The organism is Pseudomonas farsensis, from assembly GCF_014268805.2.
Taxonomy (GTDB): domain Bacteria; phylum Pseudomonadota; class Gammaproteobacteria; order Pseudomonadales; family Pseudomonadaceae; genus Aquipseudomonas; species Aquipseudomonas farsensis.
The window spans coordinates 1,626,535-1,651,591 of the sequence record NZ_JABWRF020000001.1 but is presented as its reverse complement, the minus strand read 5'-3'; the positions used below and the strand labels follow the sequence as shown (position 1 = coordinate 1,651,591).

The following is a 25,057-nucleotide window of genomic DNA, read 5'->3' as shown; positions in this document are numbered from 1 at the left end:
AAGGGCCTGTCAGAGCTTGGTCGAGCGCGCAGCCCCACTGCGTGCCTTGGCCATGGCGGCCAAGCGCACCGCTACGTTGGCCGCCCCATAACCTGCATACCCGCCTTTACGTTGCAAGATCTCGAAGAAGAACCGCCCCTCGAACGGCTCGGTATAGACGTGGAACAGTTCGCCGCCTTGGGCGTCACGGTCATACAGCACGTTGTAGTACGCCAGTTCGCTGAGAAACTCGTCATCGAAATCAAAGCGTGCGGCCAGGTCATCGTAGTAATTCAGAGGGATCTCCAGCAACGGCACCCCGGCCTCTTTGGCCCGTGCCACTTCGCGGAAGATATCAGCACAATCGAAGGCGATATGGTGTACGCCCGAGCCCCGGTAGCTGTTCAGCGCGTGGGCGATGGCGGTATTGCGGTTCTCCGAAATGTTCAGCGGCACCCGCAACGTGCCGCAGTGGCTGCGCAGGGCTCGGCTCTTTACCAGCCCGTACGGGTCAGGCAGCACCACTTCATCGTCGGCGGTGAAGTCAAACAGGCTCTTGTAGAACAGCACCCAACTGTCCAGCGCTTCAGCAGGCAGCGCCAGCGCCATATGGTCGATACGCTGCAACCCGCCGCTTGCAGGGGCTGCGGTGTCCAGGCGGAAGTCGGTGTCGTAGATGGTCGGGCCACTGCCGTCAGGCTGCACCAAGTACAACAGGCTGCCATCCGGGGCACGCACTGCTGGGATCTCACGCTCGTTAGGGCCAACTAGGCCCCGGAACGGCTGCCCCCGGTAGGCAGTCGCGCGTTGCAGCGCGGCGTTGCCGTCCTTGACCCGCAACGCGGTGGCGCACAGCGACGGGCCATGGGCTTCGAAGAAGTTGTGGGCAAACGAATAGGGTTCTGCATTGAGCACGATATTGATATCACCCTGGCGCAGCAAGCTCACGGCCTTGCTGCGGTGCCCGCCGGCCTCGGCAAAGCCCAGGCGCTTGAGCCATGACCCCAACCGCGCACCCACCGCCTCATCGACGGCAAACTCCAGAAACTCGACGCCGTCGTAACTGCTGGCCGCAGCCGGGGCGAACAGCACGCCCGCCTCGACCTGATGGGCTTCGCGTTGCAGTTGCAAACGGGTCTTTTCTTCCAGGTACAGCAACGAGCGCAAGCCGTCGGCGGCATTTTGCCGAGGGGGCGCGGCACGGAAACCATCATTGAAGATTTCCAGCGACAGCGGCCCACGGTAGCCGGTTTGCAGAATCGGCGCCAAAAAGCCCGCCAGGTCCATTTCGCCCTGGCCAGGGAAGCAACGGAAATGCCGGCTCCACTCCAGTACGTCCATGGCCAGGATCGGCGCATCGGCCATCTGCACAAAGAAGATCTTGTCGCCGGGGATGTCGCGAATGGCCGCCGGGTCGCCCTTGAGCGACAAGGTGTGGAAGCTGTCCAGAATCACCCCCAGCGCGGGGTGGTCCGCCTGGCGCACCAGGTTCCACACCTGCTGGTAGGTATTGACGTGGCGGCCCCAGGCGAGCGCTTCGTAGCCAATCCGCAGGCCGCGCTTGCCGGCATGTTCGCCCAGCAGACGCAGGTCATCCACCAACAGCTGTTCATCGCCAAGGGCATCGGGCTGCACGTTGCTGCACACCAGCACGAGGTCCGTGCCCAGCTCCTGCATCAGGTCGAACTTGCGTTCGGCGCGGTCGAGGTTTTTCTGCAGGCGGTCGCGCCGGCAACCCTCGAAGTCACGAAACGGCTGGAACAAAGTGATGGCGATGCCAAGGTCGGCGCACATCTGGCGGATTTCGCGGGGGCTGCCGGCGTAGTACAGCAGGTCATTTTCGAAAATCTCGACGCCGTCAAAGCCTGCGGCGGCGATGGCTTCGAGCTTCTCTGGCAGGGTGCCGCTGAGGGACACGGTGGCAATCGAACGCTGCATGGGGGAGTTCCTTGTTATTGGGAGTCGCACGGCGCCGCACACGTGCGCGCGGACCGGGCCTTGTCACCTGGCAAGATCGATTATTCGCAGGTAAAGTCACCCTCGCAATGCACTTTGTACGAAACAGTTAGTTTTTGTTCGATAACCGCACAAAACCGGTTTCAACGAATTGATTCACTCATCCCCGTGAACAACCATGATCACCAGTTGCAGGCCCCTCGCCCAATTTGCTGCCACGCAGGTACTGGGCAGGGCCTGTGACGCAAGGCCCAGTTTCACCACATAATAAGTTCAATAAAAACGGGTACCGACCTATGCACACCTCCCTCGCCCTGCGCTTCGCCTCGCCTCGTTCGTCTTCTCCCCACAGCCCGGGCCCAGCCGCGCCGCACAGCCGACGCGCCCGCTGATACCCGGAACCTGACAAGAACAACGGAGACAACATGGCCAAATCAAGTTCCCAAGCCAAGAAAGCCACTGCCAGCGGCTGGATCGGCTCTGCCCTCGAGTACTACGACTTCTTTATCTACGCCCAGGCGGCGGCGCTGATCTTCCCGCAGATCTTCTTCCCCTCCACTGACCCGAAAATGGCCATCATCGCTTCGCTGGCCACCTACGGCGTGGGCTACCTGGCCCGCCCGGTTGGCGCCATCGTGCTCGGCCACTGGGGTGATACCCGCGGACGCAAGAACGTACTGCTGCTGTGCATGTTCCTGATGGGCATCTCGACCATGGCGGTTGGCTTGCTGCCGACCTACAAGGACATCGGCCTGCTGGCCCCAGCGCTGTTGGTTGTGCTGCGTCTGGTGCAGGGCTTTGCGGTGGCCGGCGAGATTTCCGGGGCGAGCTCCATGATCATGGAGCACGCGCCGTTCGGGCGCCGTGGCTACTACGCAAGCTTCACCTTGCAGGGGGTTCAGGCCGGCCAAGTGATGGCGGCGGCGGTGTTCCTGCCGTTGGCCTACTTCATGCCGAGCGAGGCGTTCAACGACTGGGGCTGGCGCATTCCGTTCCTGATGAGCGCGGTGGTGCTGATTGCAGGCTTCATCATCCGTAAGGAAGTGCACGAGACGCCGGCCTTCGTCAAAGAGGAGAAGCAGGAGAAGGTGGCCAAGTCGCCGGTCAGCGAAGCGCTGCGACACAGCAGCCGGCACATGGTGCTGGTGATGTTCATGGCCTTGATGAACGTGATCCCGGTGGTGGCGACCATTTTCGGCGCAGCCTACGCGGTGCAGCCGGCCTATGGTATCGGCTTCGACAAGAGCGTGTACCTGTGGATCCCGGTGGTGGGCAACATCGTCGCGGTGCTGGTGATTCCGTTCGTGGGCAACCTGTCGGACAAGATTGGCCGCCGGCCGACCATGATCGCCGGCTGCCTGGGCTCTGGGCTATTGGCGTTCGTCTATCTCTACGCGATCAGCATTCAGAGCGTGCCGCTGGCATTCGCGGCTTCGATAGTGATGTGGGGCCTGGTGTACCAGGGGTACAACGCGGTGTTCCCAAGCTTCTACCCTGAGCTGTTCCAGACCCGCTACCGGGTGTCGGCGATGGCCATTGCGCAGAACATCGGCACCATGTTCACCGCCATGCTGCCGGCGCTGTTCGCCGCGGTTGCACCGCCTGGCTCGGACAACATTCCGCTGGTGGTGGGTGGGCTGGCGTTCTTCATTACCTGCGTATGCGCGCTTGCGGCATACCTGGCGCCGGAGACCCATCGGTTGGCCATGGAAGACCTCGGTAACCCTAAGGCCAAGCCAATGGAGCGCGAGGCGTATGAGGCGAGCCGCAGGGAAAGTGCCAAGGTGGCTGTTAACTGAGGGTTGAAGTTGAATCAACTGAAGGGGCCGTGAGGGCCCCTTTTGTTTTTGTGGGCATTTGCTATCGCAAGCTTTAGCCACACAGCAATTAGGGCCAGACCTCAATACTGCGGCTGGGCCCGGTCCCTGTGGGAGACTCTATGGTTTCGGGCAAGTCGCTTTTGATTGTGTATGAGCGGCCTTGTGCCGCGAAAGCGCTGCCCGCGTAGACGGCATCGATTTGGGGATGGGCGAGCTCTGTGTGAGCTGGCGACAGCCTGCGATGAGGCCGGTGCAGGCTTGCTGAGAACTGTGAGGTTTTAGCGGTGGTATTGATGGGTTTATCCGCATTCATTTGCTTGGGCGACGCTTAGTCACCGTTCCGCCCTTACGGCGGGTAACTTTTTGAAGGATCAAAAAGTCACCAAAAAATCCTCGCTCCCATCATCCGGCCCCTACGCTTCGCTCCGGGGTACCCTCACTCCGGGCTTGCTCCGGGAGGACGCGCCGACGGCGCCGTCCCTGGCCCGATCGGCGCTTGATGGCCATCCATGGCCATCACCTCCCTGCGCAAGCCCTGCGTTCGGCCTCCTGAAGTCGCACTTTGCGTCGCCCGGGCTATCGCGCGCTCAGAAGCAAGATCAAGAGCGAGTGGGCTGCGCTGTCGCGCAGAGAACTGGGCACCGTGGGAGCGGGCTTGCCCCGCGATGAGGCCGGCGAGGTAAGTACCAGGCTGTCATGATCTTCCTGGCTAGCTGATGTTTTGGAAGGCTCTAAAACAACACTCTGAGAGCGGCATTAAAATAGGTAACTGCCCGTGATAGCAAAATGCCTTAAAAGCCGGCAAAATCCCTACATATCCAAGGGCTTTCAAGGACAGAACCCGATGTCATGGCCAATCAACTTAAGCCTCAGCCCTGCAGCCTACCCCCTGAGCGTTGTGCAGCGAACCGTATACCACCTCGCCGAGTCTGTGGCCGTCCAGGTAGCCGTCGAACCGGACTGTATAAGCCTTCAGGTGTTTCCAGCTCACGCCAACCTGACCTTGCCCGAAGGCCAGGCACGCGCGCTGGTACTCCAGCACCTTAACGATTTCGCCTTGCGCGATCAGATCGACCGAGAGACGGCAGGGCTGCGCGAAGCGCTGGTACGCGCCGCACTCACCGGGTGCGAGCTCACCCATTGACCGTCATTGCCAGCGACGCCGGCGCATACCGCCTACTGCCTTTTCGCTTCATGCGCATTGGCTCAAAAAGTGACCGTGATGTACTGCTGACTTGCGACACAGGCGAATACCTGCGCGTGACCGATGCTCAATTGCAGGCCATCAGCCGCCGCACGCTGCAGCCTGCCACACCGCTTTACAAGGACTTGCTTGCCCGACACTTCATCTATGAGCCAGGCGGCCACAACCCCCTGCCGGAAATGGCAGCGCAATTACGCAGCCGCAAAGACTTTCTGTTTCAAGGCCCCGCGCTGCACCTGTTCGTGGTGACGCTGCGCTGCAACCACACCTGCCAGTATTGCCAGGTTTCCCGCGCCCCACTTGCCGGCGAAGGGCATGACCTCTGCGAGGCCGACGCCTTGGCGGCGGTCGATCGCCTGTTCGAGTCGAACGCGCCAGCCCTCACCGTCGAATTCCAGGGTGGCGAACCGCTTCTGGCGTTTGCGCGAGTGCGGCAGATCGTCGAGCAGGTGGTGCAGCGCAATGCCATTGAACGTCGTGATATCCAGTTCGTGATTACCACCACGCTGCATCATCTGACGGACGAGGTCCTCGATTTCGCCAAACAGCACCAGATTCAATTCTCCACTTCACTTGACGGCCCCGCGTCGCTGCACAACGCCAACCGCCCCACGCCATCGCGCGACGCTTACGAAAAGACCGTCGAAGGTATTCACCGAGTCCGAGAGCATCTGGGGCATGACGCCGTATCGGCGCTGACCACGTTAACCTCCAGAAGCCTGGAGCAGCCCCGCGCGATCATCGATGAATATGTGAAACTCGGCTTCTCAAGCATCTCGCTGCGCCCCCTGAGCCCCTACGGTTTTGCCTCGAAAAGCGCCCAGCGCCTTGATTATCCGATGCATCGCTACCTTGAATTCTATAAAGAAGCGCTGGATTACCTGCTGCAGATCAACCAGAAAGGTGTCTATCTGGCGGAAAGCTACGCAGCCTTGCTTTTGAAAAATATCCTCACGCCATTCTCCTCGGGCTATGTCGACCTGCGCTCCCCGGCGGGCGCAGGCACTGCTGCGCTGGTGTACAACTACGACGGGCATGTCTACCCCTCGGACGAAGCTCGGATGCTGCTGGAAATGGGCGAAGACGGCTTGCGCCTGGGCACGGTTCATCAACCCTTGCATGAGCTGCTGGGTTCTCCAGTGATGGCTGCGTTGCTGGCCAGTGGCGTTGCCGAAGCACTGCCAGGTTGCGCAGACTGTGCGTTGGTGCCCTATTGCGGCGCCGACCCGGTCGAACACTATGCGCGCCAGCGCGACCCCATTGGTCATCGGGCCTTCAGCAGCTACTGCAAAAAGAACATGGGCCTGCTTCAGCACCTGTTCGGGCTGTTGCATGACGCGGATGACGGCATTCAACGGGTGCTACTTTCCTGGCTCAACCGGCGCGCCGTCAGCGATGTCCCCGTTGCCGGCTACAGGGGCTGACGACGATGCTAGCCAAAGAAACCCACTTCGCCCCCCATGCCATCACCGAACCCCGGCTGCTCAAGGTCATCAGCGTTGAAGAATTCATTGAAAAAGGTCTCGCAGTCTGTGCCGGAGATGCATGCCTGAGTGATCTGCTGGTGTGGCTACCGAGCGACATGCTGTTGCAGAACCCGCACCTGTTGTCGCTGCCAGTTGCTGGCTTCATAACTCCGGGCACGTTGCCAGAAGGCGCCCAGAGCGCGCCCTTGCACCTGCATTCCCCAAGCGATCAGCAGGTCGTACAACCAGGCGATGTTATTGCGCTGACGCCAAGCAGTACCTTGGTTCGGGTGCTGTACCGCCGCGGCTCGGACAGCAATTTGCTGTTCATGACCGACCGCTGTAACAGCCTGTGCCTGATGTGTTCACAGCCACCCAAGGATATCGATGACCGTTGGCACATCGAGGAAAACCTGCGGCTCATTGACCTGATGGATGCGGGTGAGGAAAACCTCGGCATCAGTGGCGGTGAGCCAACGCTCTATCGCGATGGGTTGCTGGAAATCCTTGCCAAATGCAAAGCGGTACTGCCCGAAAAATCCATTCATGTGCTGAGCAACGGCAGGTTGTTCAAGGACCCCAGTTGGATCGCGGCCCTGTCCAGCCTCGGTCATCCACAATTGAGCTGGGGTATCCCGCTGTATGCCGACAATGCCGCCGATCATGATCATGTCGTGCAAGCGGCCGGGGCTTACAGCGAGACCCTCCAAGGCCTCTACAACCTTGCACGGGCCAAGCAGATCATCGAGATCCGCGTGGTGCTCAGCCGCCTGACTGCCCCACGGCTGCCAGAGCTTGCGCACTATGTGTTCCGCAATTTGCCGTTCGTGCGCCATGTGGCCCTGATGGGCATTGAAAGCACTGGCCTTGCCAGAAAGCACCATGAAGCGCTTTGGATAGACCCACTGGACTACCAGGAGCCGCTCAGCCAGGCCGCATGGTTCCTGTTCAACCGTGGCGTGCCGGTTTCAATCTATAACCTGCCGCTTTGTCTGATACCACCTCACCTGTCGCGCTTTGCCCGCCAGAGCATCTCAGACTGGAAAAACCTGTTCATCGATGCCTGCCAGCAGTGTGCAGCCATCGATAGCTGCTCTGGATTTTTCAAATCCCATACCGACCGCTGGCAAAGCCGCGGTATCCACCCCCTGTCGACCGTGGCCTATGAAGCCTACGCAAGGAGCGCGCTTTGAAACTGCTTGAACGCTGGAAAATTCTGCTGGGCGGCATCACCCTGTTACCCGGCGCGGCTTTCGCCCAAGCCAACCCATTGCCATTGGCTAACGCAGACTGGCAGCCAAGTGACAAGCTCCAGCCGCCGGTATTTGCCGACACGCTCAATGCTGCCGATGCAGTGAACATCTACGCCGCCCATCGCTCGCATAGTTCGCACCGTTCACATAGCTCGCACAGCTCGCATTACAGCGGTTCAGGCGGTTATAGCGCACCGCGCTACTACAGCCCTCCTGCTACCACCACACGCAGCTATAGCGCACCGAGCGCATCGACTGGCAGCTCGGCCTACTCCCCACCAGGCAGCGCCACACCAGCCGCCAGTGCCACCCGTAAACGCCCGAGCAACGATCAGAAAAGCAACCTGGTGATGAGGGTTCAGACAGCTCTGGCCGTACGCAGGTATTACCAGGGCGCTGTCGACGGAGTGATGGGCAACGCCACCCGAGGGGCGCTGATGGCGTTTCAGTCGGACAGCTCGCTCACAGTCAATGGACGAATGGATACAGCAACACTGAATGCCCTGGGCGTGCGAATTCCATGAGCCGGGCGGGCCAGGCCCTGCGCTCGAAGCTGGTTGATAGCCTTGATGGCTTTAGCCATCAACCCGCTCACGCATGAAAATCTCCAGCGTTTTCGGCCCAATGCCCTCAAAGCTCAAAAGCCATGGGCCAAGCTCCTCGCCTTGGGTAATGCCCCCATGGTCCAGATACTGTGCCATCTCCAGCTCCAGCCTGCGGCCAAGCGCGTGTAACCGCCTGGCTGTGGACTCGTCATAGCGGGCGTAGCCCGCCTGACCTAGCAGGCTGACTAATCTCGAATGCGGGCACCGCGCAAGTTTGCCTGGCGTATCCAGGCCACCGTGTACAACCAGGCTACGATAGGCCTCAACCGCAACGCTTGAGCGTATTCGTTTGCCGATCAGAAAGCTTGCCAGCAGCCATTTATACAAGCCATACCCACCTGCCTCGTCCAGATCGATCCCCAGGCTTGCCGCAGTAACGGCCTTCATTTACAGCCAAGGCGCAGTGTCACAGCACATCACCATCCTCCTCGATGCCCTCCTCGGCCTCTGCCGCCTCGGTGGCATCTGCATCATTCAGCGGCGGCGAGGTGGGTTTTTGCGGGTCGTTGATATAAGGCACGCCACTGGGGCCCTGCTCTTCAAGGCCTTCGGTTTTGGGCTGCATGGTGCAATCCTCCTGCTGGTGTTCAGTTTGGAGGCGTCGCCCGGGGGAGTGGTTCAAAGCGCTTCGAGGCGCATGAAGACCACGCGCCGGCAGAACGATTCCAGCGCCAGGCCATCATAACCACACAGCCCACGGACGATGCCGAGGTATCCCGCATGACCCGACCCGATGACGCCTATATCGAATGGCTCGAAGCGCGCTCGATGCTGCGTGCCTCGCAGCAACGCGCCCTCACCTACGCCGGCCAGCCGCGGTTGTGGCAGAACGCCTATGCCGAGGCTCAGCCGCGCCGCGCCACCGAAATCGCCTCGGTGTGGCTGACGGTCTACCCCGACGCCATCATCGCGCCAGCAGGCAGCAGCGTGCTGGCGGCCCTCGGCAATGAAACGCTGTGGAAGCGGCTGTCGGAGCTGGGCATCCAGGGCGTACACACCGGGCCGATCAAGCAATCCGGGGGCACCAGCGGGCGCCAGACCACGCCAAGCATCGACGGCAACTTCGACCGCATCAGCTTTGACATCGACCCGCTTTACGGCAGCGAACAGGAACTGGTGCAAATGAGCCGCCTGGCCGCGGCGCACAACGCCGTGACCATCGACGACCTGATCCCCTCGCACACCGGCAAGGGCGCCGATTTTCGCCTGGCGGAACTCGCCCATGGTTGTTACCCCGGGCTCTACCACATGGTCGAAATCCGTGAGGAAGACTGGCCCCTGCTGCCAGACGTACCCGCCGGGCGCGATGCGGTAAACCTGCCACCGGCCACCTGCGACGAGCTCAAGCTGCGCCACTACATCGTCGGCCAGTTGCAACGGGTGATTTTCTTCGAACCCGGCATCAAGGACACCGACTGGAGCGCCACGCCGCCCATCGTCGGCGTCGATGGCAAGACCCGGCGCTGGGTGTACCTGCACTATTTCAAGGAGGGCCAGCCCTCGTTGAACTGGCTCGACCCGACCTTCAGCGCCCAGCAGATGATCATCGGCGATGCCCTGCATGCCCTGGACTGCCTCGGCGCCCGCGGGCTGCGCCTGGACGCCAACGGCTTTCTGGGCGTCGAGGCGCGTGCCAACGGCCCGGCGTGGTCCGAGAGCCATCCGCTGTCGATCACCGGCAACCAGCTGATTGGCGGCATGATCCGCAAGGCCGGCGGCTTCAGCTTCCAGGAACTGAACCTGACCCTGGATGACATCGCCCAGATGTCCAAGGGCGGCGCCGACCTGTCCTACGACTTTATTACCCGCCCGGCCTATCAACATGCCCTGCTGACCGGTGATACCGAGTTCCTGCGCCTGATGCTCAAAGAGATGCACAGCTTTGGCATCGACCCCGCCTCGTTGATCCATGCGCTGCAAAACCATGACGAACTGACCGTCGAGTTGGTGCACTTCTGGACCCTGCACGCCCACGACATGTACCTCTACAAGGGCCAAAGCCTTCCCGGCAGCGTGCTGCGCGAGCACGTGCGCGAGGAAATCTACGAGCGCCTGTCGGGCGAGCACGCACCCTACAACCTGCGTTTCGTGACCAACGGCATCTCCTGTACCACGGCCAGCCTGATCACCGCAGCCCTGGGCATCCGCGACCTTGACCAGATCAGCGCCGCTGACCGCGACCTCATCCAGAAGGTGCACCTGCTGCTGGTGATGTACAACGCCATGCAGCCGGGTGTGGTCGCGCTGTCGGGCTGGGACCTGGTAGGCGCCCTGCCCTTGCCGGCGCAGGCGGTGGCCGAGCGCATGGCTGATGGCGATACGCGCTGGATCCACCGCGGCGGCTATGACCTGGCAAACCTTGCGCCCGAGGCCGAAGCCTCGCTGCGCGGCATGCCGCGCGCGCAAAGCCTGTACGGCAGCCTGGAAGAACAGTTGGAGCGGCCCGATTCGTTTGCCAGCCAGGTGAAAAAGCTGCTGGCCGTGCGCCAGGCCTACGGGATTGCTGCCAGCCGTCAGGTGCTGGTGCCAGAGGTGGTCAGCCCTGGGCTGCTGGTGATGGTGCACGAGCTGCCAGCGGGGCGTGGCACGCAGATCAGCGCGCTGAACTTCGGTGCCGAGCCGATCAGCGAAACGCTGCTGTTGGCGGGCTTCACGCCGGGGCCAGTGGTTGACATGATCAACGAGACGGTCGAGGGCGACCTGACTGAAGACGGCCAGTTGCTTATCAACCTCGACCCTTACGAGGCGCTGTGCCTGCGGATCGTCAACAGCAGCGGGCACGCCTGATGACGCCGCTTGCTACGGGTGCCGGAAGCGGGGCACTATGTCCTGTTGCCATCATTTGGCAGCGTTAAGCTTGGGGCTGGGCAAGTTCGCTGTGGGATTCTATGGTTTCGGGCAAGTCGCTTTTGATTGTGTAGGAGCGGCCTTGTGTCGCGAAAGGGCTGCGAAGCAGCCCCAGGATCTGTGCACCCACCAGAATCGCTGGGGCTGCTTCGCAGCCCTTTCGCGGCACAAGGCCGCTCCTACACTGACCGCGTAGACGGCATCGATATGGCGCCAGCCTGCGATGAGGCCGGTGCGGGGGTTGCACATAACCGACGCAAGCCCACTCCCACAAACACCGCAGCAGCGCCCCACGCGGCATTTCACATTGCTCCACCCTTGGAACCGGCATGAATCTACAGCAGCGAAACAACGTGCAGGTATCGGGTACCGGCAGTGCAACCTTGATCTTTTCCCACGGTTTTGGCTGCGACCAGTCGATGTGGAGCTACCTGCTGCCGCATTTTCGCCAGCATTTTCGCGTTGTCGCCTATGACCTGGTCGGCTCCGGCCGCTCCGAACTCAGCGCCTACGACCGCATCAAGTACGCAGCGCTGGACGGCTACGCGCGGGACCTCAACGAACTCATCGACGCCTTTGCCGTGGGCCCGGTGATCGTGGTGGGGCATTCGGTCAGCGCCATGATCGGCGCCCTCGCCGACCGCCTGCAGCCTGGGCGCATCGCCGCCCATGTGATGGTCGGGCCCTCGCCGTGCTACATCGACTCCGACGGCTACGTCGGCGGTTTCACCCAGGCCGACATCCACTCGCTGCTGGAGACCTTGGACAGCAACTACCTTGGCTGGTCAAGCACCATGGCCCCGGTGATCATGGGCGCCCCTGGGCAGCCGGCGCTCAGCGACGAGCTGGCTAACAGCTTTTGCCGGACCGACCCGGAAATCGCCCGCCAGTTTGCCCGCGTGACCTTCCTATCGGACAACCGCCAGGATATCGCCGGCCTTGAAACTCCGGTGCTGATCCTGCAATCGACCGAAGACATGATCGCCCCGGTTGCCGTCGGCCACTACCTGCACGGGGTGTTGCCAAACAGCCAACTGTGCATGATCGACAATATTGGCCATTGCCCGCACATGAGCGCACCGACCGCGTGTTCAGAGGCCATGGACGGGTTCCTGGCGCAATGGGCGCATGCCCATGGATAGCCACCTGCCAAGTGCCGACGCCCTGTTCGAACGGGCCCCCTGCGGCCTGGTGGTGACCACAGAAGATGGCACCATCCTGCGCAGCAACGACACCTTCAACAATTGGCTCGGCACTGAGCGCGCAACGCTGCTGGGGCGCAGGTTCCAGGAATTGCTGACCATGGGCGGGCGCATTTTCCATCAGACCCACTGGGCGCCGCTGATGAAGATGCAGGGCTCGGTGGCTGAGGTGAAGCTCGACCTGATACACCGTGACGGCCAGATCATCACCATGCTGCTCAACGGCGTGCGCCGCGACGATGAGCACGGGGTGTATTACGAACTGGCGCTGTTCGGCACCCAGGAACGCGACCGCTACGAGCGCGAACTGCTCAACGCGCGCCGCCGCGCCGAAGAGCTGCTTTCGCAGAAGACCCTGGCCGAAGGCGCGCTGCAGCAGGCCCAGCAAGAGCTGGCCGCCGCCTACCAGAGCGCCGAGCGCCGCGCCGTGTTTGCCGAGCAAATGGTGGCCATTGCCAGCCATGACCTGAAGAACCCACTGACCGCCATCCGCATGGCCACACAGCTTTTGGAGCGTTCGGAACACCGCGAGCGGGACCGACGCCTGCTGGAGAGCATTGCCAGTTCCTCGCAACGTGCCCAGAGGATGATCGCCGACCTGCTCGACTTCGCTTCGGCCCGAATCGGCCAAGGCATCAGCATTCGCCGCGAACGGGTCGACTTGCAAGCAACCGTCGAGCAGGGCCTGGGCGAGCTGCGCGTGGCCTTTGCCCATGCCTCGATCCGCCATCTGGCTCGCGGGCAAGGCCAGGTCAACCTGGACCCGGACCGCTTGCAGCAGATGGTCGGCAACCTGGTCGCCAACGGCGTGAGCTACGGCGACCTGAGCTACCCGATCACCCTGACCACCGACCTGCGTGCTGACGCGGCGCTGATCACCGTGCACAACCACGGTCTAAGCATCCCCCAGGACCTGCTGCCAAGCCTGTTCGAACCCATGACCCGCGCCAGCGACCGCGCCGACACTGTGCGTTCGGTTGGGCTGGGGCTGTTTATCGTCAGGGAGCTCAGCGAGGCCCACGGCGGTGAGGTCAGCGTGCGTTCCTGTGCGGTGTATGGCACGACCTTCAGCATCCGGCTGCCGTTGTAGAGCGGCTCAAACAGCGCGATGCCAAGGCGCCTCAGCGCGCCCGCGCCAACGCCTGCTGCAGGTCCCTTCGCAACGACCCCACCTCCTCCAACCCCACATGCAGGCGCAGCAACGGGCCGTGCAGCGGCGCAGCGAACTGCCGATCACCTGGCTCTGCGAGCATTACCAGGCTTTCGAAGCCGCCCCACGAGGCGCCAATGCCGAACAAGCGCAAACCATCAGCGAAGGCTTCAGCGCAGCCGGGGCGGTTGCTTGCCAGCTCGAAACTCAGCAGCCCGTTGCTGCCCTTGAAGTCGCGTTGCCACAGCGCGTGCCCCGGGTGACCAGGCAAGGCCGGGTGATAAACCCGCGCGACCTGCTCATGGCCCTGCAACCAACTGGCGATTTCCAGTGCCTGGCGCTCATGCACCGCCATGCGGCTAGCCAGGCTGCGCGCACCGCGCAGCACCAGCCAGGCATCATCCGGGCTGACCGTGCAACCACACGTGTCGCTGCTGCGCGATAAGGCAGCAAATGCGTCTGCGGTAGTACACACACTCCCCATCATCACATCGCTATGACCCGCCAGATACTTGGTCAGCGCCATCACCGAAATATCTGCGCCCAAGGCCAGCGGCTGGTACAGGTAGCCCGAACCCCAGGTGTTGTCTACGGCAAGCAGAATGCCGCGGGGTTTGCACAAGGCCGCCATGGCTGGCAAGTCATTGAGCTCGTACAGCAACGAACTGGGGCTCTCGCTGTAAACCATGCGGGTGTTGGCGCGCAATGCGGCCTCCAGGCCTTGGCCGTCTGCTGCGAAGTACTCCACCTGCACGCCGAACGGCTGCAGCAGCTCGCGGGCCAGGCGTCGCACCGGGCCATACACGCCATCGCTGATCAGCAAGTGGTCGCCGGGGCGCAGGTAGGCGAGGAACGTCTGGGTGATTGCCTGAAGCCCGGTTGCAAACAGCTTGGTGCGGTGGCCGCCCTCAAGCTCACTGACCAGGTCCTCCAATGCAAAGGCGGTGGGGTTGCCTCGGGCGCCGTAACTGAGCACCCGCTCCTGGTCACGCCGGCCACGTGCCGCACGCAGGTCGGCGACGCTGTCGAACAACACCGTGCTCATGCGGCTGACTGGAACGTTTACCGGGTGCGCCCCCTGCCCCGGTTCGCCACGCCCGCCATGCACCAGGCGGGTAGCGACAGGGTCGCCTTCGGTCAAAGGGCTGAAGCTGGCCGTCTCGGCGGCGTTCATTTGCGCGATCAACCCGGTTTCCCACGCCAGATAGCGGCGAGCGGCGTCCTTGTTACCGGCATGGCGGTCGTGCACGAAAAACAGGAAGTCGATGCAGGCGGCGTCCGGGAGTGAATCATCGCCCTCGACGGACGGCCAGTCGGCCAGCAGCGACCGTGGGAACAGCCGCGCTGACTGGCGCTGGGCGTCAGGCAACTCGCTAATGGCCAGCTCAGCCACGCGCGGGTCATCGGCGATCAGTACCAGGCGTCGTGTTTCTGCACTGACCTGCGCCGCCAAATGCGGGCGGATGGCCCACTGCGCGCCTTGCAAGTGGCTTTTGCGGAACGCCGTGCTCGGGCGCAGATCCAGCAGCAAAGCACTGTCCAATTCGCCGGCGCTGGCCTCGGCCAACGTTACCGCAAGCGCCGGTGCCACCGGTAACGCCAGCCCGCTGGCCAGCCCCTCTTGCAGCACATACGCCTCGTGGCCCATCTGCCGCAACCAACTGGCCACTACCGGTGCTCGCACGCCATCGTCATCAAAAAGCACCACCTGCGCCTTGCGCACACCCAGGTACAGGTCAGTGCCCTGGATCAACTGCCCGCCAGGGCAATGCTGGGCGCCCGGCAGGCTGCCGGCGGCGAATTCCTCAGGGGTACGCACATCGCACAGAAACAGCGTGCGCTGCGCGTGCTGCTGCCACTGGCGCACTTGCGCAGCCGTCACCCATTGCACACCGGCTTTGCGCGCCAAAGCATCGGCCCGCGCCTGCTGTCGCGCCAGCGCCGCGCCGCTGTGCGCGGGGTAAGCGCGAGCGCTGCCGTGTTCCAGCGGCAGGTCCACCAGGTACCAGCCCTGGGTGCCGTTTTCCAGGGCATATACGGGGTTGTCGATACCCAGGTTGAGCAACGTCTGCGCACCAATGATGCTGCGTGTTCGCCCGGCGCAGTTGATCACCACTGGCGTGTGCGGGTCGCTGACCAGGTCGTCCAGTCGATAAGCGAGTTCACCGTTTGGGCAGCACGTGGCACCTGGGATGTTCATCTTGGCGAACTCCTCCAGCGGCCGGCCGTCAAGCAGCACCAGCGGCTTGCCTTGGCGCTGCCATTCGGCCAGTTCCTGCGCACTGATGCGCGGCGTATGGCAGGCATGCTCGATCAGCTCGCCAAAGGCCTTCGATGGCAGGTGCACCCCTGCAAACAGTTCGAACCCCGCCGCCTGCCAGCCCTCGCTGCCCCCCTCGAGCCTGTGCACGGCGCTGTAGCCCAGCGCCTGCAGACGCTCGGCGCCGCGCCGGGCAAGCTCGCCGCCGTCAGCGTCGTAGATCACCACCCGCACCGCAGGGTTCGGCGCCAGGCGCGGTGCTTCGATTTCCAGCCGGCTGTACGGCAGGTTGACGGCATAGAACAGGTGAGCTTCGCCGTACTGGCCATGCTCGCGCAGGTCGAACAGGGCGATTTCCTGGTCGTCGAATAGCCAGGTGTGCAGCAGCGCGGGGGTGATGCTCGGGGTCATGGGACGCAGTCCGTGGTCGTTGGGGGGGTGGGGTTCAAGTTGGTAGACTGTTGTGGCTGGGCCGGCCTCTTCGCGGGGCAAGCCCGCTCCTACAGGGACAGCGCAAGGCGCAGACTTCACGCCATCCTGTGGGAGCGGGCTTGCCCCGCGATGCTTCACAGCCCGTATGCAGCAATCGAGGGCGCCATATGCGATTTGTTGTAGTTCACCACGCTGCCGTCGTCCTTGACCCCGTAGCGGTTTTCCAGCGACTCCAGCGGCCGCCCGTACAGGTGAAAGTGCAAGGTCGGGCTGTCGCCTTCCACGCGGATGCCGTGCAGGTCTTCACCGAGAAACGCCACCGGCGTACCCGGCTGCACCACCACCTCGCGCTCCAGCACAAGGCTTGCCCGGGCTGGGTCCCGGCCATCGTCTTCGCGGCGGTACACGCGGTTCAGCTCCTGGCCCTCCACGGCCACGATAATCGCCCAGGTTTCATGGTTGTGCGGCAGGGTCGCCTTGCCGGGCAGCAGCGAGTTGACATACAGCGTTGGCGACTCGCCGTCGTCGTTCAACCGGTAGCGAAACTGCGTTTCGCCGGTCGCGGCATCCGGCGCCGGGAAGCGTTCGAAGTTGAACAGCTCGCGGTGCTCGGCAAGCCCCTCGAGCAGGCTGACAATCTGCTGCAAGGCCGCGCGGTCGACGCCACGCTCATGGATGGCGCGCACCTGCGCCAGAAACGGCTGAATCACGGATTCACGGGACATAGCTGGGGTTCTCTGGTTATGGGGTCATACGCTGAGGCTGTAGCGCCCCAGGTTGCGGTACACATCGGGCGCCGGGCGGCTCGGGCGTTGGCCGCCCTGCCCCAGCGCATGCTGCAGGAAGGTGCGGGTACGCTCGTGGACCGGGTCGCCAAATATCTGTGCAGCGCTGCCGTGCTCGACGATGCGGCCATGCTCGGTGAAATACACCTGGTCGCTGATCTCCTCGGCAAAGCGCATCTCATGGGTGACCAGCACGCAGGTCATGCCCTCTTCGGTGAGCTCGCGGATCACCGCCAGCACCTCGCCAACCATCTCCGGGTCCAGCGCCGAGGTGACCTCGTCGAACAGGATCAGCTCTGGCCGCATCGCCAACGCCCGGGCAATTGCCACGCGCTGCTGCTGCCCGCCCGACAGCTCACCGGGAAAGGCCGCTGCCTTGTGGCCCAGCCGCACTTTGTCGAGCAACGCCAAGGCCTGCTCACGGGCCTCGTTGCGGTTGCGGCCAAGCACCTTGGTCGGGGCGATCAGCAGGTTTTCGAGCACGCTCAGGTGCGGGAACAGGTTGTACTGCTGGAACACAAAGCCAACCTGCTTGCGCAATGCGATCAGCTCGGCCTCACCGCGCAATTGATCGACCTGGGTCTGGCCAATGCGGATGCTGCCAAGCTGGGGCCGCAACAAGCCGGTCAGGCAACGCAGAATGGTCGACTTGCCCGACCCCGACGGGCCGATGATCGATACCGCCTGGCCTTTATGCACGTCAAGGTCGATGCCCCGCAGCACTGGGTTGTCAGCAAATGCCAGGTGCACGTCACGCAGCTGGATCAAAGGTTCAGAAGGCATAGCGGCGCTCCAGGCGTTGGGTCAGGCGGGCGATCGGGTAGCAATAAGCAAAGAACAACGCCAGCACGCTGAAGTACACCAGCACTGTGAAGCCGCTGCGGTTGACGGTGTTGGCGGCAATCTGCGCGCTGTCGATCAGGTCGTGTACACCCACCAGCGAGGCCAGCGCCGTGCCCATGGTCACCACCGCGTACAGGTTCATCCAAGGCGGCAGCATGCGCCGCAGGCATTGCGGCAAAATGATCGAGCGCAAGATCTGCCCACGGCTGAAGGCCAGCGAACGCGCAGCCTCCCACTGGGTGGCCGGGATTGAGGCCACCGCACCGCGAAAAATCTCTGCCACGTTGGCGCTGGCTGGCAATGCCAGGCCCACGGTGACCTTGAGCCAATCAGGGAAGGCCACCCAGGTGCTGCCGACCTGGATATCGAACGGGAATACGTAAGACGTGAAATAGATCAGCACCAGCCAAGGCGCATTGCGAAACACTTGCACCCACAGCCGTGCCAGCGCCCGCACTGGCGCCAATGGCGAGAGCAACAGCAGGCCCACCAGCAGCCCCAGCAGCGTGCCCAGGCCGATGGCGCCGACGCTCATCTGGATATTCTGCAGCAGGCCCATGCCCAGCGTTGGTGCCCAGTGCCACAAGGTGGCAAGGTGTTCAGTTGCCATAGCCAGGCATCCTCAGGCGCGCTTCCACAGCGCGGCCGGCACAGTTGACGGCAAAACTCAGCAGCCCGTAGAAGGCCAGAATGAGGATCATCAGCTCGATGACGTTATCGCCCTGGGTCCAGATCATGATCGAGGCGTAGGTGATGTCGTTGACGGCGATGGCCGAGGCCACGGCGGTCATTTTCACCAGGTCGATCAGGTTGTTGACCAGCGCCGGCAAGGCAAAACGCACCGCCAGCGGCAACTGCACCTGGAACAACTGCTGGCGGCGGCTGAAGGCCAGTGAGCTGGCGGCTTCCAGGGTTACCGCAGGCACTGCCTCGATACCTGCACGTAGCGCTTCGGCATGGAACGCGCCCTTGTGCAGCGAAATCACCAGCACCACCCAGGCGAAAGGTGTCATCGGGTTGGCGTTGCCCAGGCTCTGGTTGATCAGCATGTTAAGCACCAGAAACGCGCAGTACAGCTGCACCAAAGTTGGCGTATTGCGCGTGACTTCGATAAACGCCCGCGCCGGCCACTGCAACCAGCGCCGCGCCGAGGTCACGGCCGCCGCCAGCAGCACGCCCACCAGCAGGCTGCCGACAATGCTCCACAGGCACAGCCACAGCGTGGTCAGCGCGCCGTCCAGCAGCTTGCCGCTGGCATGGCTTTCGAGCAGAAAGCTGTAGTTCAGTCCGAGCCGGGCCAACTGCCCGACCAGAACGTGCAAAAGCTCGCTCATCAGGCGCCTTCGCCCTGCAGCTTGGCGCGCAGTTCAACCAGCGCAGGCGATGCTGGGGTGATGTGGTTGGCCTGCTCACGCTCGATCAGCCAGCCGCTGCGGTGCCATTGCTTGACGAACGGGTCCAGGCGTTGCTGGGTGTCGGTTTCGCCCAGACGGGTCCAGATAACCGATGGCGCCGGGTTCAGCTCAGGGGCCAGGGCGCGGTAACCGCTCCACTCGCCGCCCTTTGCCAGTAGCGGGTTGATCAGCGTGGCATCGTGCACGGCAGCTACGCAGTTGTTGCCGCGCAGGGCCAACAGCGATTCGGCGGAGGTCTTGAAGGCTTTCAGGTCAGCGCCCAGGTCGAGCAACGCCTGGGTGTAGCTGCTGCCCTGGGAGGTGCACACCGGCTGGCCTTTGAGGTCGGCCCAGGTTTTTACCGGGCTGCCCTTGGCCAGCGCGGCGGTGCCGCCGACGCGGTAGAACGGCGTCGGCACGTGGCCTAGCAGCTTGTCGCGCTCTGGCGTCCATTCCATGTTGGCGATCAGCAGGTCGACCTTGCCCTGCTGCAAAAACTGCACGCGGTTGGCAGGCTGCACGGCAACCAGGTCTACTGGCACGCCGAGCTGGCGGGCCAGATCGCGCGCCAAGTCAACACTGAAGCCCACCGGCTCACGGGTGGCCGGGTCGATAGCGCCGAACGGCCCGCCCGACAGCACCACGCCCACCGACAATTTGTGACGCTGCTGGATCTTGTCCAGGGTGGCATCGGCCTGGGCCAGGCCGCTGGCGGCCAAGGTGGAGCTGGCGAGCAGCGTGGCGAACAACCCGCGACGGGCGACGGTGGACAGCGACATGGTGGGGTTCCTCATCCCGGCAGCCGGAACATCCGGCCAATGAGGGCGCATGCTAGGAAGTTGCCGGGGCAAGGGGAAATTCAAATAACGACTATCGTTATAACTGTCAGGTTATAGCCATTAAAAAATCCGGTTATAAGCCGGTAAATAAAGGCTTCCACTATTGATCCATTCCACAAGCGCCGACAAACACATAACAAATCTTTATGCTTTAGCGCTACCCCGTGATGTAAAACGTGGGAGCGGGCTTGCCCCGCGATAGCGAGCCAAAATAACCACAGGCCCCACCCAATGACCGAACCCGCCCTGGACCTTGAACTGCTACGCACCTTTGTCGCCATCGCCGACCACCCAAGCTTTGCCGAAGCCGGCCGCCACCTGGCGCGCACCCAGGCCTCGGTGAGCCAGCACATGCAGCGCCTGGAACAACAGGTGGGCGTAACGCTGTTGCGCAAGCAAGGCCGCCACAAGTCGCTGACCGATGCTGGCCGGCAACTGCTGCGCCATGCCCGGCAAATGCTCGCGCTCAACGACGAAGCCCTGGCTGGCCTGCGCCAGGACGGGCCAAGCGGCGTATTGCGGATCGGCTCACCGCACGATATCGCCGACACCATCCTGCCCCCTTTGCTCAGCCATATCGCCCGCTCGGCGCCCAGGTTGCGCCTGGAAATCGACGTCGGTCGCAGCCCCTTTCTGATGGACGACCTGCAACGCGGCAAGATCGACATGGTGATATCGACCCGCACCGCGCCTGGGCTTGAGGGTTTTGCCTTGCGCACCTCGCCGGTGTGGTGGGTTTGCGCAGCGCAGTACCAGCATCTCCCCGGCGAGCCTCTGCCACTGGTGCTGGTGGACGAGCCCAGCCTGTATCGCAAGCTTGCGCTGGAGGCGCTGGAGCAGGCCGGCATCGCCTGGCGCCAGGCCTATCGGGCATCCAACCTGATTGGCGTCAAGGCGGCGGTTCGCGCAGGCTTGGGCATCACGGCACGCAGCCAGGAAATGGTCGGGCCGGACATGCGCGTGCTGGGGCAAAGCGATGGGCTGCCGCCGCTGCCGGACGTTACCTATTACCTTTGGGTACGGGCCAACACGGTCAACCCGCTGGTCCGCCAGGCCTACGCGATGCTGCGCAGCAATGCCAGCGCTTAGCTGCGGTTGCAATCGCCGTTGAACCGCTGCATGGTCAACGCCACGCTCGCCACTGACCCGAGGCACTGATGAAGATCATCGCCGGCCAGCCCACCGACGAACTGGAGCTACCCTTCACCCCGCCACTGGACTGGGCGCGCATGCTGCGCTTTTTCACCGGCCGCGCCACCGGCGGCGTGGAGACCGTGCAGGGCGAGGTCTACTACCGCACCCTCAGGCTTGCCAGCGGCGATGGCCTGCTCAGCGTGCACCGAGACCCTGCCCGCGACTGCCTGATCGTACGCGTCGACGGCGAAGCCAGCCGCGCCTTGGCCGAGCTGCAGCCACGCCTGGCGCGGCTGTTCGACCTGCACACCCAGCCGCAGGCGGTGCGCCAGGGCCTGGCCCAGGACCCTTGGCTGGCCGGGCTGGTGGACGCAGCGCCCGGCCTGCGCGTGCCAGGTGCCTGGTCAGGCTTTGAGCTGGTGGTGCGCACCATCATCGGCCAACAGGTCAGCGTCAAGGCCGCGACCACCATCACCGGCCGCCTGGTCGAACGCACCGGCATACCGGCCAACGCCCCCGCCCACCTGGGCATCCCCTGGCACTTCCCCACCCCGCAGGCGGTCGCTGAAGCCAATCTGGACCGTATCGGCATGCCGACGCGGCGTGTCGCTGCACTGCAGAATTTTGCCAGTGTGGTTGCCCAGGGCGAATTACTGATCGACAGCGAGCAACCCGACACGCAAACCCTGCGCCGCCAACTGCTCGGCCTGCCCGGCATCGGCCCGTGGACCGTGGAATATGTGGCGATGCGCGCCTGGCGCGACACAGACGCATGGCCAGGCACCGACCTGGTGCTGATGCAGGCCATCAGCAGACGCCTGCCCGCGCTTGCAAGCAAGGCCAGCCAGGCCCGGCATGCCGAAAGCTGGCGGCCTTGGCGGGCTTATGTGGCGATGCACCTGTGGAACGAAATTGCAGATCAGCTGGGTGCTGCGCGTGGGGGATGAAGCGTACAACTGCGCGCTACAGTGGCAGCCAAACAGGCATGGCTCGATCCCTCGGACCTGAGATGTGGAACGTGCGCAGAATACGTCACACTGTGGCACTCTCCCAAGCGCACAGACACTCGAAACGGAGCCCTGCACATGGAAGTACGTTGCACCTCGCTGGACGAAGTCCGGCAACACATCGATGAAATCGACCGTTCGATCGTCGCCCTACTCGCAAGACGCGGCAATCTGGTCAACCAGGCTGCGGCCTTCAAGCAGACCACCGATGACGTGCGGGCGCCGGCTCGGGTTGAGCAGGTGATCGGCAAAGTTCGCGCAATGGCCGTGGAATCCGGGGCCAGTTCAGACGTGGTTGAAAAAGTATATCGGGCGCTGATCGCTGCGTTCATCGCGCAGGAATTGCAGATCCACGCAGGCAAAGACGCGCCCGCTCGTCTCCCCGGATCTGCGCAGCTTTAAGTCTTACTAACGGCATGACTTCTCAGGTGCCCCATGACCGATGCGCAACACAGCCCTATGGGCTAATGCCAGTCAATTAAGCCCATAGGGGCCGCTTCGCGGCCCATCGCGGGGCAAGCCCGCTCCCACAGAATGTATGAACAGTGCCTTCGTGGGAGCGGGCTTGCCCCGCGATGGGCCTAACTGACTAGCATTAACCCTTGGGCGGTTTTTCTGATCTTCCTGCGCCTGGGGCTGACCGCTTGCCCGCCCCCCGTTACACACCTGGGCTATTTTCGCGAAGAGTTCCTGGCCAGGCGCAAGTGGCTGAGTGCGCGCAGCGCAGGCGGTCCCTGGGCCGCTGCTCACTTTTTTGCAGCCTTTCTCGGAGCCTCGATGAATCACACACCGCAAGACGCTGCCCTGGCGCTGCTGGCCTTGGTTGCCTTGATGTTCTGGAGGCTGCGACCATGGTTGGTGGTGCTGAGCGGCGGCCTGCCGGGCGGGCTGTGGATGAGCGGTAGCAAACCCCAGTCCAGCCCATAGTTGTACGACGTCATTTGACGCGACTTGCAAAAATCCTGATGATTGCTCGCGCACCCGGCTGGCTAGCCGCGCGCCTGCGCCGGAGCGTCCCTATAAGAACAATCAGGATTTCCCAATGCCCTCTCGCCCGTCACAGTCCCCAGACCGCCGTCACTTCCTGAAGCAATCGTTGACCCTGGCAGCCGTTGCTGCTGGCGCTGCCAGCCTGCCGCGTATCGCCCTTGCAGGCGAGGCCATCAGCCAGCGCTACCCCGATCCGATGATCGAGGTGATAGACGACAGCTTCACCCAGTACCGCATCTTCAACGCAGGCGTCGAGCGCCTGGCCACCGGCATGTACTGGGCCGAAGGCCCATTGTGGGTGGGCGACGGACGTTACCTGCTGTTCAGCGACGTACCCAACAACCGCATCATGCGTTGGGACGAAATCAGCGAAAGCCTGGGCGTCTACCGGCACAATTCCAACTATTCCAATGGCCTTGCGCGCGACCTGCAGGGCCGCCTGATCGTCTGCGAAGGCTCCACCACCAGCAGCGAAGGGCGCCGCGTCACTCGCACCGAGCACGATGGCAGCATTACGGTGCTGGCCGACCATTTCGAAGGCAAACGCTTCAACTCGCCCAACGACGTGGTAGTCAAGAGCGATGGTTCGGTGTGGTTTACCGACCCGCCGTTCCAGATGGGCAACAACTATGAGGGCCACAAGCTCAAGCCAGAGCTGCCGGACGCTGTGTACCGGATTGACGGCCAGAGCCTGAAGGTGACGCAGGTCATCAAGGACTTCTCCGGGCCGAACGGCCTGTGTTTCTCGCCTGACGAAAAAAGCTTGTATGTGATCGAGGCACGCGCCAAGCCCAATCGGCTGGTGTGGGCTTATACGGTCAATGCCGACGGCACGCTGGGCGAGCGCCGCAAGCACATCGAGGGCACAGGTTTCGGCGCGCTGGACGGCATGAAGTGCGATGAAGACGGCAACCTGTGGTGCGGCTGGGGCAGCCCGGGCGTTAAAGAAGCCAACCCGGAGCTGCTCGATGGGGTACGGGTATTCAACCCGCAAGGGGTCGCTATCGGCCATATCCACTTGCCGGAGCGCTGCGCGAACCTGTGCTTCGGCGGCGCTGCTGGCAACCGCCTGTTCATGGCCAGTTCCCGCTCGATCTATGCGCTGTACGTCAATACGCGCGGCGCAAGGCTGCCGAGCACTCAGGCCAGCTGAATGAACACTGCATAGCCGCCCAACAGCACCCAGAAACCAAGGAAGATCCACGGCGTGCGCAGCGAGAACATCAGCGACTTGCGGTGCCCGTCGCGGGAGGTTTCGGCTTCGCTGAACAACGGCGATTCATCATACGCAAGCCCCATCAGCGGCTCGCTGCGCAGCAGGTTGCTTTGCTTGACCTGCCAGTGATCGATGATGCGGTAGGCCGCGCGGATGCCTGGCCAGGCGTTGAGCGAGCTGAGCACGCCGAGCGCTGCCAGGAACGCTGGAACCATCAGGGTGAACATCTCGCCCCAGCTTTCGTTGAGGTTGCCCATGGCCGACACAAAGGCGATGACCAGGAAGGACTGCGCGGCAAGGTAGGCGTCAGTGCGGTTGGCCAGGATGCTGGTTTCGTATTGGATCTCGCGCCGATAGAAGTCCAGCCGCTCCTTGGGCGAGCCAAACATCCGGGCATTGTGTTCGTTGACCTCCTCTTCGGGGGTGGTCGGGGTGATGATCCGCGGCACGCGCAGGCTCCAGTGACAGGGTGACCTGGAGTAGAAGCATGGGCAGTGGCAAAGATTCAGTGCAATCGACTCAGTGGTTAACCCCTCACTCTCTGGTTATCGTGCGGAGCCCTGCTTTCGTGGCGAGCGGGCTTGCCTCGCTCGCCACAAACAGCCCGCTCGCCAAAAGGGTATGCCCGAACCTGAGAATGGGCACAGCAGGCCTGGCCTCCTCCCTCCCAAGACT

Annotated in this window: 23 protein-coding genes and 1 pseudogene; 14 read left to right on the top strand and 10 right to left on the bottom strand. The window is 63.0% G+C overall.

Annotated features, from left to right (window positions below; all coding sequences use genetic code 11):
- Positions 1-9: 9 nt before the first annotated feature.
- Positions 10-1,917, bottom strand: coding sequence for a 3-dehydroshikimate dehydratase QuiC (gene quiC / locus HU719_RS07580; RefSeq protein WP_186534579.1), 1,908 nt, complete (start codon positions 1,915-1,917; stop codon positions 10-12).
- Between the two features lie 443 nt (positions 1,918-2,360).
- On the opposite strand from quiC, the gene HU719_RS07575 reads away from it, so the two are divergent.
- The 5 genes from HU719_RS07575 to hxsA all read left to right on the top strand — a co-directional run bounded on the left by HU719_RS07575 (position 2,361) and on the right by hxsA (position 8,202).
- Positions 2,361-3,734 carry an MFS transporter gene (locus HU719_RS07575; protein WP_186519957.1) on the top strand — a complete coding sequence of 458 codons (1,374 nt, stop codon included), beginning with the start codon at positions 2,361-2,363 and terminating at the stop codon, positions 3,732-3,734.
- Positions 3,735-4,599: 865 nt separating this feature from the next.
- On the top strand, positions 4,600-4,899 hold the full coding sequence (gene hxsD / locus HU719_RS07570) for a His-Xaa-Ser system protein HxsD (protein ID WP_186534578.1): 300 nt from the start codon (positions 4,600-4,602) through the stop codon (positions 4,897-4,899).
- Complete coding sequence (gene hxsB / locus HU719_RS07565; RefSeq protein WP_186534577.1) at positions 4,896-6,383, top strand: His-Xaa-Ser system radical SAM maturase HxsB; 1,488 nt, start codon at positions 4,896-4,898, stop codon at positions 6,381-6,383. Before hxsD ends, hxsB begins: the two co-directional genes overlap by 4 nt.
- A gap of 5 nt (positions 6,384-6,388) precedes the next feature.
- Complete coding sequence (gene hxsC, locus HU719_RS07560) at positions 6,389-7,618, top strand: His-Xaa-Ser system radical SAM maturase HxsC (protein ID WP_186534576.1); 1,230 nt, start codon at positions 6,389-6,391, stop codon at positions 7,616-7,618.
- On the top strand, positions 7,615-8,202 hold the full coding sequence (gene hxsA / locus HU719_RS07555) for a His-Xaa-Ser repeat protein HxsA (RefSeq protein WP_186534575.1): 588 nt from the start codon (positions 7,615-7,617) through the stop codon (positions 8,200-8,202). The genes hxsC and hxsA overlap by 4 nt, the downstream gene beginning before the upstream one ends.
- 51 nt (positions 8,203-8,253) lie before the next feature.
- On the opposite strand, the gene HU719_RS07550 is transcribed toward hxsA, so the two are convergent.
- Both HU719_RS07550 and HU719_RS07545 read right to left on the bottom strand, forming a co-directional pair.
- Positions 8,254-8,670: an HhH-GDP family DNA glycosylase gene (locus tag HU719_RS07550; RefSeq protein WP_186534574.1), complete on the bottom strand. Its 417-nt coding sequence runs from the start codon at positions 8,668-8,670 to the stop codon at positions 8,254-8,256.
- 19 nt (positions 8,671-8,689) lie between these two features.
- Positions 8,690-8,848 (bottom strand): hypothetical protein, encoded by a 159-nt coding sequence (locus HU719_RS07545; RefSeq protein ID WP_186519958.1) that lies wholly within the window; start codon positions 8,846-8,848, stop codon positions 8,690-8,692.
- Between the two features lie 155 nt (positions 8,849-9,003).
- On the opposite strand from HU719_RS07545, the gene treS reads away from it, so the two are divergent.
- The 3 genes from treS to HU719_RS07530 all read left to right on the top strand — a co-directional run bounded on the left by treS (position 9,004) and on the right by HU719_RS07530 (position 13,422).
- Positions 9,004-11,070: a maltose alpha-D-glucosyltransferase gene (gene treS / locus HU719_RS07540; protein ID WP_186534573.1), complete on the top strand. Its 2,067-nt coding sequence runs from the start codon at positions 9,004-9,006 to the stop codon at positions 11,068-11,070.
- 389 nt (positions 11,071-11,459) lie between these two features.
- The gene (locus HU719_RS07535; RefSeq protein ID WP_186536389.1) at positions 11,460-12,272 is read left to right on the top strand and encodes an alpha/beta fold hydrolase; all 813 of its coding nucleotides are present in this window, start codon (positions 11,460-11,462) and stop codon (positions 12,270-12,272) included.
- A complete protein-coding gene (locus tag HU719_RS07530) occupies positions 12,259-13,422 on the top strand; it encodes a PAS domain-containing sensor histidine kinase (RefSeq protein WP_186536388.1) in 1,164 nt (387 codons plus the stop codon). Before HU719_RS07535 ends, HU719_RS07530 begins: the two co-directional genes overlap by 14 nt.
- Positions 13,423-13,453: 31 nt before the next feature.
- Here HU719_RS07530 and metC read toward each other — a convergent pair whose 3' ends face one another.
- The 6 genes from metC to HU719_RS07500 all read right to left on the bottom strand — a co-directional run bounded on the left by metC (position 13,454) and on the right by HU719_RS07500 (position 19,975).
- Positions 13,454-16,153: a cystathionine beta-lyase gene (metC, locus tag HU719_RS07525; RefSeq protein ID WP_186536386.1), complete on the bottom strand. Its 2,700-nt coding sequence runs from the start codon at positions 16,151-16,153 to the stop codon at positions 13,454-13,456.
- Positions 16,154-16,308: 155 nt separating this feature from the next.
- Entirely contained in the window at positions 16,309-16,899 is a 591-nt protein-coding gene (locus tag HU719_RS07520; protein ID WP_186536384.1) for a cysteine dioxygenase family protein, read from the bottom strand.
- A 24-nt stretch (positions 16,900-16,923) separates the two neighbouring features.
- A complete protein-coding gene (locus HU719_RS07515) occupies positions 16,924-17,742 on the bottom strand; it encodes an amino acid ABC transporter ATP-binding protein (RefSeq protein WP_186519531.1) in 819 nt (272 codons plus the stop codon).
- Positions 17,732-18,412 (bottom strand): amino acid ABC transporter permease, encoded by a 681-nt coding sequence (locus HU719_RS07510; protein ID WP_186519533.1) that lies wholly within the window; start codon positions 18,410-18,412, stop codon positions 17,732-17,734. Before HU719_RS07510 ends, HU719_RS07515 begins: the two co-directional genes overlap by 11 nt.
- The gene (locus HU719_RS07505; RefSeq protein WP_186536382.1) at positions 18,402-19,136 is read right to left on the bottom strand and encodes an amino acid ABC transporter permease; all 735 of its coding nucleotides are present in this window, start codon (positions 19,134-19,136) and stop codon (positions 18,402-18,404) included. The genes HU719_RS07510 and HU719_RS07505 overlap by 11 nt, the downstream gene beginning before the upstream one ends.
- Complete coding sequence (locus HU719_RS07500; RefSeq protein WP_186519537.1) at positions 19,136-19,975, bottom strand: transporter substrate-binding domain-containing protein; 840 nt, start codon at positions 19,973-19,975, stop codon at positions 19,136-19,138. Before HU719_RS07500 ends, HU719_RS07505 begins: the two co-directional genes overlap by 1 nt.
- A 291-nt stretch (positions 19,976-20,266) precedes the next feature.
- On the opposite strand from HU719_RS07500, the gene HU719_RS07495 reads away from it, so the two are divergent.
- The 6 genes and pseudogenes from HU719_RS07495 (at position 20,267) to HU719_RS07475 (ending at position 24,319) form a co-directional block, all read left to right on the top strand.
- Positions 20,267-21,124, top strand: a complete 858-nt coding sequence (locus HU719_RS07495; protein ID WP_186536380.1) for a LysR substrate-binding domain-containing protein — start codon at positions 20,267-20,269, stop codon at positions 21,122-21,124.
- Between the two features lie 68 nt (positions 21,125-21,192).
- Positions 21,193-22,116, top strand: coding sequence for a DNA-3-methyladenine glycosylase family protein (locus HU719_RS07490; RefSeq protein ID WP_186519541.1), 924 nt, complete (start codon positions 21,193-21,195; stop codon positions 22,114-22,116).
- A 138-nt stretch (positions 22,117-22,254) separates the two neighbouring features.
- Positions 22,255-22,578: a chorismate mutase gene (locus HU719_RS07485; protein ID WP_186536378.1), complete on the top strand. Its 324-nt coding sequence runs from the start codon at positions 22,255-22,257 to the stop codon at positions 22,576-22,578.
- 183 nt (positions 22,579-22,761) lie between these two features.
- A pseudogene (locus HU719_RS23580) lies at positions 22,762-22,899 on the top strand (chromate transporter); the annotation flags it as partial.
- Between the two features lie 54 nt (positions 22,900-22,953).
- A complete protein-coding gene (locus tag HU719_RS07480) occupies positions 22,954-23,103 on the top strand; it encodes a hypothetical protein (RefSeq protein WP_186536376.1) in 150 nt (49 codons plus the stop codon).
- Positions 23,104-23,218: 115 nt separating this feature from the next.
- Complete coding sequence (locus HU719_RS07475; protein ID WP_186536374.1) at positions 23,219-24,319, top strand: SMP-30/gluconolactonase/LRE family protein; 1,101 nt, start codon at positions 23,219-23,221, stop codon at positions 24,317-24,319.
- Here the strand turns inward: HU719_RS07475 and HU719_RS07470 are convergent.
- Positions 24,307-24,831, bottom strand: coding sequence for a hypothetical protein (locus tag HU719_RS07470; protein WP_186536372.1), 525 nt, complete (start codon positions 24,829-24,831; stop codon positions 24,307-24,309). The two genes, HU719_RS07475 and HU719_RS07470, sit on opposite strands and share 13 nt — an antisense overlap.
- Positions 24,832-25,057 lie beyond the last annotated feature (226 nt).